9 protein-coding genes and 1 pseudogene are annotated in these 15,115 nt (G+C 42.6%); 3 read left to right on the plus strand and 7 right to left on the minus strand.

The features are described from left to right. Positions 1-23: 23 nt before the first annotated feature. The 7 genes and pseudogenes from NXX38_RS24020 to NXX38_RS24050 form a co-directional block, all read right to left on the minus strand. On the minus strand, positions 24-284 hold the full coding sequence (locus NXX38_RS24020; RefSeq protein ID WP_148364674.1) for an OadG family protein: 261 nt from the start codon (positions 282-284) through the stop codon (positions 24-26). A gap of 797 nt (positions 285-1,081) precedes the next feature. After that, positions 1,082-1,921 (minus strand): FecR family protein, encoded by an 840-nt coding sequence (locus NXX38_RS24025; protein WP_258981419.1) that lies wholly within the window; start codon positions 1,919-1,921, stop codon positions 1,082-1,084. 10 nt (positions 1,922-1,931) lie between these two features. Further along, complete coding sequence (locus NXX38_RS24030) at positions 1,932-2,522, minus strand: RNA polymerase sigma factor (RefSeq protein ID WP_008999793.1); 591 nt, start codon at positions 2,520-2,522, stop codon at positions 1,932-1,934. Between the two features lie 76 nt (positions 2,523-2,598). Next, the gene (locus tag NXX38_RS24035) at positions 2,599-4,173 is read right to left on the minus strand and encodes a peptide chain release factor 3 (protein ID WP_195650595.1); all 1,575 of its coding nucleotides are present in this window, start codon (positions 4,171-4,173) and stop codon (positions 2,599-2,601) included. A gap of 76 nt (positions 4,174-4,249) precedes the next feature. Further along, positions 4,250-5,110 carry a dTDP-4-dehydrorhamnose reductase gene (gene rfbD / locus NXX38_RS24040; RefSeq protein WP_004300950.1) on the minus strand — a complete coding sequence of 287 codons (861 nt, stop codon included), beginning with the start codon at positions 5,108-5,110 and terminating at the stop codon, positions 4,250-4,252. Continuing rightward, a pseudogene (locus tag NXX38_RS24045) lies at positions 5,111-5,655 on the minus strand (DUF4924 family protein). A 10-nt stretch (positions 5,656-5,665) separates the two neighbouring features. Continuing rightward, on the minus strand, positions 5,666-6,319 hold the full coding sequence (locus NXX38_RS24050) for a LysE family translocator (RefSeq protein WP_008774798.1): 654 nt from the start codon (positions 6,317-6,319) through the stop codon (positions 5,666-5,668). A gap of 259 nt (positions 6,320-6,578) precedes the next feature. Between NXX38_RS24050 and purL the strand changes: the two genes are divergently transcribed. The 3 genes from purL (at position 6,579) to NXX38_RS24065 (ending at position 15,095) form a co-directional block, all read left to right on the plus strand. Beyond that, positions 6,579-10,283: a phosphoribosylformylglycinamidine synthase gene (gene purL / locus NXX38_RS24055; RefSeq protein WP_148364671.1), complete on the plus strand. Its 3,705-nt coding sequence runs from the start codon at positions 6,579-6,581 to the stop codon at positions 10,281-10,283. A 268-nt stretch (positions 10,284-10,551) separates the two neighbouring features. Continuing rightward, positions 10,552-14,556 (plus strand): response regulator, encoded by a 4,005-nt coding sequence (locus tag NXX38_RS24060; protein WP_148364670.1) that lies wholly within the window; start codon positions 10,552-10,554, stop codon positions 14,554-14,556. Then, positions 14,553-15,095, plus strand: coding sequence for a chromate transporter (locus tag NXX38_RS24065; protein WP_074637854.1), 543 nt, complete (start codon positions 14,553-14,555; stop codon positions 15,093-15,095). The genes NXX38_RS24060 and NXX38_RS24065 overlap by 4 nt, the downstream gene beginning before the upstream one ends. The last annotated feature ends 20 nt before the right edge of the window (positions 15,096-15,115 follow it).

The following is a 15,115-nucleotide window of genomic DNA, read 5'->3' on the forward strand; positions in this document are numbered from 1 at the left end:
TTTCAGTGATATTCTTTATAGATTTATAATTTTTCTACTTTAGTGATTTTTCCTTTACCCTGTGTCACTACATTCACAGCAGCAGTAATGGCTGCTAAAATATTTCCCGGAACAGGTGTAGGACCTCGCGGTGCTTCCCGCTTCACAGGAACCACTTCTTCGGGGGCGTACTTGTTGACCAATGTAATCAACAACTTACCTAAATAAATCACAATCAGCAGAATAACAAACACGGTAGCCATTCCGACCACCATCAGCAGGATCGCTGTTTCGATATTTTCCATATAATAAACTATTAGTAATTTAAGTTGTTCGTCTAAAAAGCGTTCGAAAATACCAAATTTTTATTATAAAATAAATTAAGAAAGGAATATAATGTATAAAACTGTCATTTCTCTGATTGATAATCAGGGTATTTATGAGCAGAAACTTATTACAAAAAATGTGAGAGAAAGCCCCTCAACTTTCTCTCACACTCTGATAAAACAATTATTAAATAAAAATACTCAATGATAAACCGGTTTAGCCCTCATCTGGTTTCATACCCTCTTCTTAACCTATTAAATTACCAGATAAAACCGGTCTTGTTAAACCTCTCATGCACCATCACGGCTTTCATTCTTTTAATTAGCGTAGCAGTCTAGTTGAAAAACCCTTTTAAGCCAACTTGTTTGATCGGGAAAAACAAGCCTTCTAAAGCTCATATAACCCTGGTGAGGGAACCATTTCTGACCTACGTCTCCGGCAGGAATTTTTCATCTGCCCACTGTCTATTGTTTGCTTTGAGCCCTAGTTTGTATTCTTTTCGAAATATTGTTTGTTCTGAATTTAGCTTGTTATTCACTACAAGGCTTTCTATTGTTTGTTTTGAGCTCCGGCCTTTATTCCTATAAGGAAGATGGCCGGATAATTCCTTCTACAACATTTAATCTTCTAATCAATTCTACCGTTTTTTTCAAACATCATTAAATAGCTCTTATATTAGAAAGAGAAGCATTCGTTTGTTTTTTACCAAGAAAAAATGAAGAAAATTTGAAGAAAAACAAAAAAGCCTCTCCTGACTATCCAGAAGAGGCTTTTTTTATTGCAAAATAATTTCTTTCCCTCGAATTTGATAACTGACTCCACACGAGCCGAAGACTTTTTCCAGTGTGGCGTTCAGGTCTTTCGTCAAAACCGTCCCGTTGTAGGTCAATCCCTCGCACTTCTCGTGCCCGACGACTGTTACCTTAAATATATGTTCAATATCTGCCACTACATTTATCAGCGGATCGTCTTCATACCCCAACACCTCGGGGAACTCCGATTCTTCTGCCTTTTTCTCTACCGGCACAATCTTGTTCTCATCGCAATGCACGCTTTCTCCGGCAAGCAATGTACGCTTACCTACAGCAGTCTCGACTTTCACGCTTCCTTCCTCACAGTTGACGGTCATCTTCTTTCCCTGCTGATCGATGAGGAATTTCGTTCCCAGTACGGTCACGTCGCCGGCTTCTGTACGGACGGTGAATGTCTTGCCTTTGGTTACATTAAAAGAGGCTTTACCCAACAGTTGCAATTTGCGCTCCCAAAGCCATGTGATATGATTGTAAGTCAGGCGGGAATTTTCCATCACCTGCACAGTGCTGCCATCTGGAAATTCATAGTTCATAGCCGTATTATCAGTCACCACCTTTTCTTCTGCCAGGAAGTAACCGCCTATCCCCAAAAGAAGGACAACTGCCGCTGCCGCTCCCCATGAAAAAGAGAAACTTCTTCCCGTACCTTGCTTTCTTCTCCGGCTTAAGGCGATCTTATGGCTCTCCTCACGTTGCAACTTCAGCTTATCACCTATTTCTTTTTTACGAGAAAAGATTTCGCCAACCAGAGGAAGTTTTCCTTCTTCTAAGTATTTATCTAAAGATTCTGTCCACTTTTCCATATCTCACACCTCAATTAAAAATCCACAAATTAGCTGCTACCAACAACAAGAAAGATTTGCTCATACGCTCCCGCAAACTGGAGATAGCCATATGAGTAGTATTATAAACCGTACGTGAAGTGAGTCCCATCACCTGGGCTATTTCTTCCGGACTCATCTTCTTATAATACTTAAGATACAATACCTCCCGCTGTTGCTTTGTCAAATTGTTCAGCTCTTTCTGCAAAACTTCTAGCTGTTCTTTTTCTAACTCTGAACGGATAATAGCAGTTTCAATATCAATCTCCAGATCAAACTGATATTCATTTGTGCCTACTTCATCCAGTGATTTTAATGAGCCACTATTCTCCTTTTTCAGTTCGTTCACTATCATGTGTCTCAACGAAACACATAAGTAAGCCGGTATGGATTGAGGAGCCGCGCAAGTTTCTCTTTTCTCAAAGATGTAAACAAACAACGACTGTATCGCCTCGGTTACCAGAGTCTCATCACCGGCTATCTTCATGCCATATCCATACAGTAAATCTGCATATTGCTCATAAAGCTGCCGGAATGCCTCTTCATCCCCTTGCTGAATTTTATCCCAGGATAGTGTCTTCATTTCTATTCACTCATTTATATGAGATATGTTTTTCCTTTTTTACCTGATTTTTTAGTTAAAATCAACGGAATATGTTTTAAAACTCACTTGTAAAGTGGAATTTGATGTGTTTAAAGTCCATCTGCGCCATCTGAAGTACATAACCGGAGTCTGCCAGGAACACATCGCGCCCTTCTCTATCCTTTGCCATATACTGGTATTTACGTTTCTTGAAGGCTTCCAGTTCTGCGGGATCATCGCTTTCTACCCAACAGGCTTTATAAAGACTTACCGGTTCCCAGCGACAGGACGCATTGTATTCATTCAACAAACGGTACTGAATGACCTCAAACTGCAACTGTCCCACCGTACCGATAATCTTACGGCCATTGAACTGATTGACAAACAACTGTGCCACACCTTCATCCATCAACTGATCGATACCTTTCGCCAACTGTTTCTGCTTCATCGGATCGGCATTTTCAATATACTTGAACATCTCCGGCGAGAAGCTCGGCAATCCGCGGAAATGAAGCATTTCACCTTCTGTCAGCGTATCGCCAATCTTAAAGGTACCATTATCCGGCAGACCGATAATATCTCCTGCATAGGCTTCGTCAATCGTTGTTTTACGCTGTGCCATAAATTGGGTGGGCGATGAAAAACGCATGGTCTTTCCATGACGAACGTGCATATAGGGAGCATTGCGGACAAACTTACCGGAGCAAATCTTACAGAATGCCACACAAGAACGGTGATTGGGATCAATATTGGCTGTGATCTTAAAGATGAATCCGGTGAATTTCGGTTCGTCGGGATTCACTTCACGCTCTTCTGCCTGTACGGGACGAGGACTGGGAGCTATCTCCACGAAACAGTTCAGCAGCTCTTGCACACCGAAGTTGTTCAACGCTGATCCGAAGAATACAGGTGCACAATCTCCTGCGAGATAGGATTCCGAATCAAATTCGGGATAAACACCTTCGATCAGTTCCAGATCACCACGCAGCTTGTCTGCCAATGGCTTGCCAATCTGCTGATCCAGTTCTTCCGTATGAATATCGACTGCCACTTTTTCCGTTACCATCTGTTTGGATGGCTGGTACAAGTCCAGTTTCTGTTCGTAGATGTTGTATACTCCTTTGAAACGTGCTCCCTGCTCTATCGGCCAGGACAAGGGACGAACCTGAATCATCAGTTCTTCTTCGAGTTCATCGAGCAAGTCGAACGGATCTTTTCCTTCACGGTCCATTTTGTTGACGAAGATTATTACCGGAGTCTTTCTCATGCGGCATACCTCCATCAGTTTACGCGTCTGCGTTTCCACCCCCTTCGCACCGTCTACAACGATGATAACACTGTCTACAGCAGTCAGTGTGCGGTATGTATCTTCAGCAAAGTCCTGGTGACCCGGAGTATCGAGAATGTTGATTTTATAATCCCGATAGTCGAACTCCATCACGGAAGTCGTTACCGAAATACCACGTTGTTTCTCGATTTCCATCCAGTCGGACGTAGCCGTCTTTTTTATCTTATTACTCTTTACAGCACCTGCTACCTGTATCTGACCACCGAAAAGCAATAGCTTTTCCGTCAATGATGTCTTACCGGCATCCGGATGCGCAATAATGGCGAACGTTCGCCGTCTCAAAATTTCTGTATTATCTGCCATAGTTATTAAATTGAGAATTGAAAATTGGAAATTAAAAAATGATACTCAAAGTGGTTTCTTTTTTATTTCTCAACTCTCAATTTTTAATTTCCAATTTCTCCAGGCATCGTTGGAGACTTTCCTCCCAATGGGGGATTTCGATGCCAAATGTTGTTTTTATTTTTGTTTTATCAAGTACAGAGTATGCCGGACGGTTGGCCTTTGCAGGATATTCGGCTGTATGCAGAGGTTTCACTTTGCAGGAGGTTATTCCTGCCAAGCGATGAATAGCCACTGTGAAATCATACCAGGAACAAACGCCTTCATTGCTGAAATGGTAGATGCCGCGGACTATACCTTTATTTATAATGGTATAGATGGCACGTGCCAGGTCATTAGCATAAGTCGGGGTTCCGATCTGGTCGAAAACAACTCCCAGACTGTCACGCTCTTTTCCAAGACGGATCATTGTCTTCACAAAATTATTGCCGAAAGTGGAATAAAGCCATGCAGTACGGATTACAACTGCTTTCTCGCAATAATTCATCACGTCATATTCTCCTTCCAGTTTGGTGGTGCCGTATACGGAGTCCGGACAAGGGTCGCAATCCTCCGTATACGGAGTGTGTGCAGTACCGTCAAAGACATAATCGGTAGATACCTGTATCATGGCGGCTCCGTTGAATTGTGCCGCACTTGCCAATTGTTTCGGTGCTTCGCAATTCAATTGATAGGCTAGTTCCGAATTATCTTCCGCTTTATCTACGGCCGTATATGCGGCACAGTTCACGACAAGCTCAATCCGCTTCTCTGCGATATAAGCCCAAACGGCTTGCTTGTCACAGATGTTAAGCTCCTCTACATCCGTGAAATAATACGTATGTTGCGGGTTCTCTTTTGCAAGCACCTGCATCTCATTGCCAAGCTGACCGTTGGCACCCGTTACCAAAATTCTCATTTATTCATCCAGTTTTAATTCACCTTTACGGTCTTTATCATAATAGTTTGCCAACATAGAAAGGAAACTAGTGATAGCTTCCACTGCCTTAGCAGTACCTTCACTGATAGGCTTTTTTTGAAGACGAAGCAGGAGCACTCCATACAACGCCTCAAAACAGGTCTCCAATTCGGGCTCGTCTTTCTTGCCGTTTTTATTCCGTAATTCTACTATAAACGGCAATGCCTTGAAATAGGCGGCACTGTAAAAAGGAAATTTAGGAGAAGAAGCCAATGCGTTATGCAATTCTGTCAGATTGATAATCACATTCTTATTAATCTGCAAATGGCCTTTTCCCGTACTCCTTCCTCACTCATCATCGTAATCAGGTTGGTATACCATTCTCTCATGGCAGGCTGCTGATCTGCCGGATAACGGGCAATTATATTTACCTCCATCTCTTCCGGTTCACAATGATTGGCTCGGATCAAGTCTTCCTCTTGCCACATATATATAAGGTACTCGGCAATATTCTTCTCTTTCAGTTGTTGTGCTATCTGATTCATAAGTTATCTCTTAATAAAGTGATTCTCCCAACAAAGTAAAAATCAGTCCGGCAAGGGATACCAGCATTACAATACTTCCTACAACACGATTCAGTATCCAGATACCACGCAAGTTGAATTTAGTGCGCACTTTGTTCACAAAGTAAGTAATCCCCAACCACCAGGTCAATGCCCCTATAGCAATAGCAACATATCCTGTAATCTCTTCGAACACCAGAACCCCCGGCTGCACAAAGGCAAAACGGGCGAAAAGTCCGATAAACAGGAAGATTATCAAGGGATTGGAGAGAGTGACGAAAAATGCAGTAATAAAGTTATGGAAATAAGAACCTTTGCTGGAGGAAGCCGGACGAATGGACTGCACCGGGTTGCTACGAAAGGTATATATACCAAAAAGGAGTAGCATGATGCTCCCCAATAATTGCAGATAGAAAATATTCTTATTAATATAATCGAACACAAAGCTCATCCCGTAGCCGGTGAGCAAAGCGTATGCTATATCGCTCAAAGAGGCTCCCAGACCTGTTACAAATCCATACCAACGCCCCTTATTCAAAGTCCTCTGGATGCATAATACGCCCACCGGACCGAGGGGTGCGGACACAACAACGCCAATAATAAAGCCTTTCACTAATATATCGAATATTGTCTCTATCTGAATCATGTCGCAAATATCGCACTTTTTTGTGATATGGGGATAGTATATTAACGTTTTTTCCACACAAGAATCACTATATATAGCGATAATAAGTAAAACGTACATCGAAAATAAACATATTAAATAAGGTATAGGAATTTATTCTCCTATTTTTTTCCTACCACCAACGAAATTGATTATCTTTGCGCCACAGAAAAAGAGAAGAGTTTCTCCTGCAGGAACTTCAATCGTAAAATCGTAAATCGTAAAATCGTAAATATACAACATGATTCTTTTTTTCAGAACCCCTTCCAAGAGCGTGATTGCCGTAGAGAGCAACCATCAGCTCACCCCTGACGAAAGTAATAAACTCTGCTGGCTTTTTGGCGAAGCCGTGATGGAAAGTGAAGAAAACCTGAAAGGCTGTTTCGTTGGCCCACGCCGCGAAATGATCACTCCCTGGAGTACAAACGCAGTAGAAATCACCCAAAACATGGGGCTCGAAGGCATAAGCCGCATCGAGGAGTACTTCCCTGTTAAGGACGAAAATGCCGATTACGACCCGATGCTCCAACGCATGTACAAAGGACTCGACCAAAACGTATTCACGACAAACCGTCAGCCGGAACCGATCATCTACATTGAAGATCTCGAAGTGTACAACGAAAAAGAAGGTTTGGCTCTTTCCAAAGAAGAAATGGACTACCTGAAGAAAGTAGAAAAGGACCTCGGACGGAAGCTGACCGACTCTGAAGTATTCGGTTTCGCACAAATCAACTCCGAACACTGCCGCCACAAAATTTTCGGCGGAACGTTTATCATCGACGGCGTAGAGCAGGAATCTTCCCTGTTCCAGATGATTAAAAAGACTACACAGGAAAATCCGAATAAAATAATCTCTGCTTATAAAGATAACGTAGCCTTCGCTGAAGGTCCGGTTGTGGAACAGTTTGCTCCGGCAGATCATTCAAAACCTGATTTCTTCCAAGTAAAGGACATCAAGAGTGTTATCTCACTGAAAGCGGAAACTCATAACTTCCCTACTACTGTTGAGCCATTCAATGGTGCTTCTACCGGTACCGGCGGCGAAATCCGCGACCGTATGGGTGGTGGTAAAGGTTCATGGCCGATTGCAGGTACTGCAGTCTACATGACTTCTTATCCACGCACAGAAGAAGGACGCGAATGGGAAGAGATTCTTCCGGTACGCAAATGGCTATACCAGACTCCGGAACAGATTCTAATCAAAGCATCCAATGGTGCTTCCGACTTCGGTAACAAGTTCGGCCAACCGCTGATCTGCGGTTCGGTACTGACTTTCGAACATACAGAAAACAAAGAAGTTTATGGTTACGACAAAGTAATCATGCTTGCCGGTGGTGTTGGTTACGGTACACAACGCGACTGCCTGAAAGGCACACCGGAAGCTGGAAACAAAGTAGTGGTTATCGGTGGTGACAACTACCGTATCGGACTGGGTGGCGGTTCCGTATCTTCTGTTGATACCGGTCGTTACAGCAGTGGCATCGAGTTGAATGCCGTGCAACGTGCCAACGCAGAAATGCAAAAACGTGCCAATAACGTAGTACGCGCTCTTTGTGAAGAAGAGGTGAATCCGGTGGTTTCTATCCATGACCACGGATCTGCCGGACACGTAAACTGTCTGTCCGAACTCGTGGAAGAATGTGGTGGTTTGATCGATATGAGCAAGTTGCCTATCGGTGACAAGACTTTGTCTGCCAAAGAAATCATCGCTAACGAAAGTCAGGAACGTATGGGTCTGCTGATTAAAGAAGAGGCTATTGAACATGTACGTAAGATTGCCGAACGCGAACGCGCTCCAATGTACGTAGTCGGTGAAACAACCGGCGATCATCGTTTCGCTTTCCAACAGGCTGACGGTGTACGTCCGTTCGACCTTGCCGTAGAACAGATGTTCGGTTCTTCTCCCAAAACCTATATGGTAGACAAGACCGTAGAACGTCATTATGAAATGCCGAAATACGAATTGTCTAAACTACATGAATATCTGACGAATGTATTGCAGCTTGAAGCTGTAGCCTGCAAAGACTGGTTGACAAACAAGGTAGACCGTTCGGTAACAGGCAAAGTGGCTCGTCAGCAATGTCAGGGTGAACTTCAGTTGCCGTTGAGCGACTGCGGTGTCGTAGCACTCGACTACCGTGGCGAGAAAGGTATCGCTACCTCTATCGGACATGCTCCGCAAGCAGCATTGGCTGATCCGGCTGCCGGCTCTATTCTTTCTGTATCCGAAGCGCTGACCAATCTTGTTTGGGCTCCAATGGCGGAAGGTATGGATAGCATTTCACTGTCTGCCAACTGGATGTGGCCTTGCCGCTCTCAAGAAGGTGAAGATGCCCGTCTTTACACAGCTGTAAAAGCTTTAAGCGATTTCTGTTGCGCGCTGCAGATCAATGTTCCTACCGGAAAAGACTCTCTATCTATGACACAGAAGTATCCGAACGGCGAGAAAGTGATTTCTCCGGGAACTGTGATTGTTTCTGCCGGTGGTGAAGTTTCCGACGTGAAGAAAGTGGTATCTCCGGTATTGGTTAACAATGAAAAGACTACGCTTTATCATATTGACTTCAGCTTCGATGAACTGAAACTGGGTGGTTCGGCTTTTGCACAATCTCTGGGTAAAGTTGGTGACGAAGTACCTTGCGTACAAGATGCCGAATATTTCCGTGATGCTTTCCTTGCCGTACAGGAACTTGTCAACAAAGGATTGATTCTTGCAGGACACGATATCTCTGCCGGTGGTTTGATCACTACATTGCTCGAAATGTGCTTCTCTAATGTAGAAGGCGGTATGGAAATCAGCCTCGACAAGATGAAAGAACAGGATATCGTTAAGATTCTGTTTGCTGAAAATCCGGGTATCGTTATCCAGATCAGCGACAAGCATAAGGATGAAGTGAAGAAGATTCTGGAAGATGCCGGCGTAGGCTATATGAAGTTGGGTAAACCGACTGATGAACGTCACATCCTGGTATCTAAAGACGGAGCTACTTACCAATTCGGTATCGACTATATGCGTGATGTGTGGTATTCTTCTTCTTACCTGCTCGACCGCAAACAATCTATGAACGGTTGTGCTAAAGCACGTTTCGAGAACTACAAGATGCAGCCCGTTGAATTCGCTTTCATGCCGGAATTCAAAGGCAAGCTTTCTCAATATGGTATCACTCCGGACCGTCGCACTCCAAGCGGTATCCGTGCAGCTATCATCCGTGAGAAAGGTACGAATGGCGAACGCGAAATGGCTTACTCACTCTACCTGGCAGGTTTCGACGTGAAAGACGTGACGATGACCGACCTCATCAGCGGACGCGAAACATTGGAAGATGTAAACATGATCGTCTATTGTGGCGGTTTCTCTAACTCCGACGTATTGGGTTCTGCTAAAGGATGGGCAGGCGCATTCCTGTTCAACCCGAAAGCTAAAGAAGCATTGGATAAATTTTATGCACGCGAAGATACATTGTCATTAGGTGTCTGCAACGGTTGCCAGTTGATGATGGAACTCAATCTTATCAACCCGGAACTGAAGAAGAAAGGAAAAATGCTACATAACAATTCACACAAATTCGAATCACGCTTCCTTGGTCTTACTATCCCGACTAACCGCAGTGTGATGTTCGGCTCTTTAAGTGGAAGCAAACTGGGTATCTGGGTAGCTCACGGAGAAGGAAAATTCTCTTTGCCATATGACGAAGATAAATATAATGTAGTAGCGAAGTATAGCTATGATGAATATCCGGGCAATCCGAACGGTTCCGATTATTCTATCGCAGCACTGGCCAGCGCAGACGGACGCCACTTGGCTATCATGCCTCACTTGGAACGTTCCATCTTCCCATGGCAGAACGGTTGCTATCCGGCCGACCGCAAGAACAGCGATCAGGTTACTCCATGGATAGAAGCGTTTGTCAATGCCCGCAAGTGGGTGGAAGCGAAAATGAAATAAATCATTTCCATATTTTACAGAGGCTGGTACTTTAAATAGTGCCAGCCTCTTATTTTACGGAACTTTCCATTCTACCGGAAGACTTCTGATAGATACCAAAATACCGAAAACAAACAGTATATACAAATAGTTATAAAATAGTCTATTTTCTTCATTTTTGGAGCGCTGTTATCTTTCATCAAAATTTTGTAATATCAAAAAATCTTCTTAATTTTGTCAAACTTTCCCCCTCATAAAAGATTCAATAACCCTTAAAAGTCCTATTTGTATGAAAAAATGGCTTTTTCTAATCTTATTGTTTCCTCTAATTTGTGTCGCGCAGACGTATCGATATCTCGGAGTGGAGGATGGGTTAAGTAACCGGCGGGTTTACTGCATTCAAAAAGATAAAACCGGATACATGTGGTTCCTCACGCACGAAGGTATTGATCGATACAATGGAAAAGAGTTTAAACGATATAAGTTAATGGATGGTGACGCAGAAGTGAACTCTCTGTTAAATCTAAACTGGCTTTATATTGATCAGGAAGGAGTCTTATGGGAAATCGGAAAAAAAGGAAAAGTATTCCGGTATGACCAGATTCACGACTGCTTCAGTCTTGTATATAAATTACCGATGGAAAGTTTCAGCGAACAGCCGGACCCGGTCACTTATGCCTGGCTCGACCAGAACAAACACATCTGGCTATGCAATAAAGATACTATCTTTCTCTATAATACGGACACCAAACAAGTCACCCATATAAAGAATGATATAAGTGAAGAAATCACTGATATTGAACAAATAGACGAATCGCATTTCTTCATCGGTACGGAAATGGGAATTCATTATGCCCAATTAGAAAACAACGCATTGAAACTTATCAATTGCGATAAGTTGGAGAGCGTGAAAGCCCAAGTAAGCGATTTACACTTCGACAAAAAGATTCGGAAACTATTCATCGGCACTTTCTTGCGGGGAATTATGGTTTATGATATGAATACCAAATCCGTCATACGACCGGATTATAACCTGAAAGATATCAGTATCACACGGTTCAAGCCGCTAAATGACAAAGAGTTATTAATAGCTACCGATGGCGGAGGAGTACACAAAATAAATATGGATACTTATCAAATAGTACCCGAAATTGTGGCTGATTATAACAGTAATTGTGGCATGAACGGTAACAGTATCAATGACATTTTTGTGGATGATGAAGAACGGATATGGTTGGCTAATTATCCCATCGGAATCACGATACAAAACAACCGTTATACGAGCTACAAATGGATTAAGCACTCCATCGGTAACAAACAGTCTTTAATCAACGATCAAGTAAATGCCATTATTGAAGACAGAGAGGGAGATTTATGGTTTGCAACGAACAATGGCATCAGTTTTTTTAATTCAAAGACCGGACAATGGCGATCGGTGCTTAGTGCTTTTGAAGAGTCGCAAGGTAATAAAAGCCATATCTTTCTTACTATATGCGAAGTGGCTCCCGGAATTATCTGGGCAGGCGGGTACTCTTCCGGTGCTTACCAGATAGATAAGAAAACGTTCAGTGTCAGCTATTTCATGCCGCCTTTGTACACTCATACAAACAAGCGACCGGATAAATATATACGTGATATTCGTACAGATATGCAAGGTTATATCTGGTCGGGAGGATTCTACAACCTCAAGCGTATTAATCTGAAGACGCAGGAAGTACGGTTTTATGATGGATTAAATTCCATTACCGCCATCGTTGAGAAAGATGAAAAAAGTATGTGGATCGGTAGTGCCACCGGCCTATGTCTTTTAGATAAAGAATCCGGAAAATTCGAGCGCATAAAACTTCCGGTAGAGTCGAGCTATATCTATTCCCTGTACCAAGCAAAAAACGGTTCATTGTATATAGGTACCAGCGGGTCGGGACTATTGATTTACGATATTAATAAAAAACTGTTCACTCATTACCACACGGAAAACTGTGCTTTGATATCCAATAATATCTATACCATATTATCGGATGCGGACAAAGATATAATCATGAGTACAGAAAGCGGATTGACAAGTTTTTATCCCAATGAGAAAAAATTCTATAACTGGACCAAAGATATGGGATTGATGACCACCCATTTCAATGCGCTATCAGGTACGTTACGGAAAAACAATAAATTCATTTTAGGCAGTTCTGACGGAGCAGTGGAATTTGACAAGGATATGAAATTGCCCAGAAGTTATTCTTCTAAAATGATTTTCAGCGATTTCAAGCTTTTTTATCAAACAATCTATCCGGGTGATGAGGATTCTCCGTTGAAAGCAAGCATCAATGATACAAAGGTACTAAAGTTAAAATACAATCAAAACATATTCTCTTTGCAGGTTTCTTCCATCAACTATGACTATCCTTCCAATATTCTTTACTCTTGGAGGCTAGAAGGTTTCTATGATAAATGGAGCAAACCCGGAACAGAGAACACGATTCGTTACACCAATCTTGCCCCGGGCAAATATACGCTAAGGGTACGTGCCATCTCCAATGAAGACAAACGCATCATGCTTGAAGAAAGAAGTATGGATATTATCATAGCCCAACCTTTCTGGCTGACATTCTGGGCCATGCTGGTTTATACAGCTATCCTTTGTCTCATTGCCATCGTCCTATTGCGTATACTGATTTTGAGGAAGCAACGCAAAGTCTCCGATGAGAAAATACATTTCTTTATCAATACAGCGCATGATATCCGTACCCCATTAACCCTTATCAAAGCACCTTTGGAAGAGCTACGCGAGAAAGAGGAGTTGAGCAAAGAAGGGATTTCGAACATGAATACGGCATTACGAAACGTAAATGCCCTGCTACGCCTGACGACCAATCTTATCAACTTTGAGAGAGCGGACGTATATTCTTCCGAGCTATATATTTCAGAGCATGAACTAAACACGTTTATGAATGAAATATTCAATGCATTTCAGCAGTACGCCAACATCAAACATATCAACTTCACTTATGAAAGTAATTTCAGGTATATGAATGTATGGTTTGATAAAGAGAAAATGGAGTCTATTTTTAAGAACATCATTTCGAATGCATTGAAATATACTCCCGAAAATGGAAATGTACAGGTTTTCGTTTCTGAAACAACAGATTCATGGAGTGTGGAAGTCAGAGACACAGGAATCGGAATTCCGGCTAACGAACAAAAGAAGCTGTTCAAGCTCCATTTCCGCGGCAGCAATGCCATTAACTCCAAAGTAACAGGAAGTGGTATCGGTCTGATGCTTGTATGGAAGTTAGTCCGTTTGCACAAAGGAAAGATTAATCTGTCAAGTATCGAAAACCAGGGATCAGTTATCAAAATAACGTTCCCCAAAGACAGCAAGCGTTTCCGGAAAGCACATCTGGCAACTCCGAGCAAACAGCGTATAGAAATCGAAAACGTTCCGTCTTCATCGCCTGAAATCTACGAAAACGCACAGAAGAAAGAGAACATAAATCATCGTCGTATCTTAATTGTGGAAGATAATGATGAGTTGCGCAACTATCTGTCGCAAACGTTATCCGAAGAATATGTCGTACAGGTTTGTTCCAATGGAAAAGAAGCACTGACGATTATTCCCGAGTACAAGCCGGAGCTGGTTATTTCAGACATTATGATGCCGGAAATGCGGGGTGATGAATTATGCCAGGCTATCAAGAACAATATCGAGACTTCCCACATCCCCGTTATCCTGCTGACTGCTTTGAATAATGAAAAAGATATTCTCTCGGGACTTCAGATTGGTGCGGATGAATACGTTGTGAAGCCATTCAACATTGGTATACTGAAAGCAAATGTGGCCAATCTATTGGCTAATCGTGCACTCTTGCGCAGCAAATACGCAAATCTGGATCTGAATGATGAGGAAAATGACGAAGACTGCATCAACTGTTCACAGGATATTGACTGGAAGTTTATTGCAAACGTTAAAAAGAATGTGGAAGACAACATCGACAATCCGGCTCTCACAGTAGATGTGTTATGCAGCCTGATGGGAATGAGTCGCACAAGCTTCTACAACAAATTAAGGGCGCTAACCGATCAGGCACCGGGAGATTATATCCGATTGATTCGTCTGAAACGTGCCGTACAATTACTAAAAGAAGACACACATAGCATAACAGAAATTGCAGAAATGACGGGATTCAGTGATGCCAAGTACTTCCGCGAAGTATTTAAGAAGCATTTTAATGTAAGTCCCAGTCAGTATGGCAAAGAGAAAAAAACAGCTAGTAAGGAAGGAGGAGAAAAGAAAGAATGAACATTTATCTCGAAGCATTTGGAATCTTTTTTAAAATAGGCGCCTTTACCATTGGAGGAGGGTATGCAATGGTGCCACTGATTGAAAATGAAATTGTCACCAAGCGAAAATGGATTGCGCAGGAAGATTTTATAGACCTGTTGGCTATCTCCCAATCCGCTCCGGGAATTCTGGCAGTCAATATTTCTATCTTCATAGGATATAAGCTGCGTGGCATCCGGGGAAGTATTATCACAGCATTGGGTACTATTTTGCCGTCTTTCATTATTATATTAGCTATCGCCCTGTTCTTTCATAGTTTCCAAGACAATCCGATAGTGGAACGTATTTTTAAAGGAATCCGCCCGGCAGTGGTGGCACTCATCGCGGCACCGACATTTACCATGGGACGATCCGCTAAAATCAACCGCTACAATCTGTGGATTCCTGTTGTCTCGGCATTATTAATCTGGCTGTTGGGCTTCTCCCCTATCTGGATTATCATTGCTGCCGGTGTAGGAGGGTTCCTGTGGGGAAAACTTAGAAAAGTCAAGAGCTAAGAAAGGAGAGTTGAGAAGGC

Origin of the sequence: Bacteroides sp. BFG-637, from assembly GCF_024793605.1 — a bacterium.
Taxonomy (GTDB): domain Bacteria; phylum Bacteroidota; class Bacteroidia; order Bacteroidales; family Bacteroidaceae; genus Bacteroides; species Bacteroides vicugnae.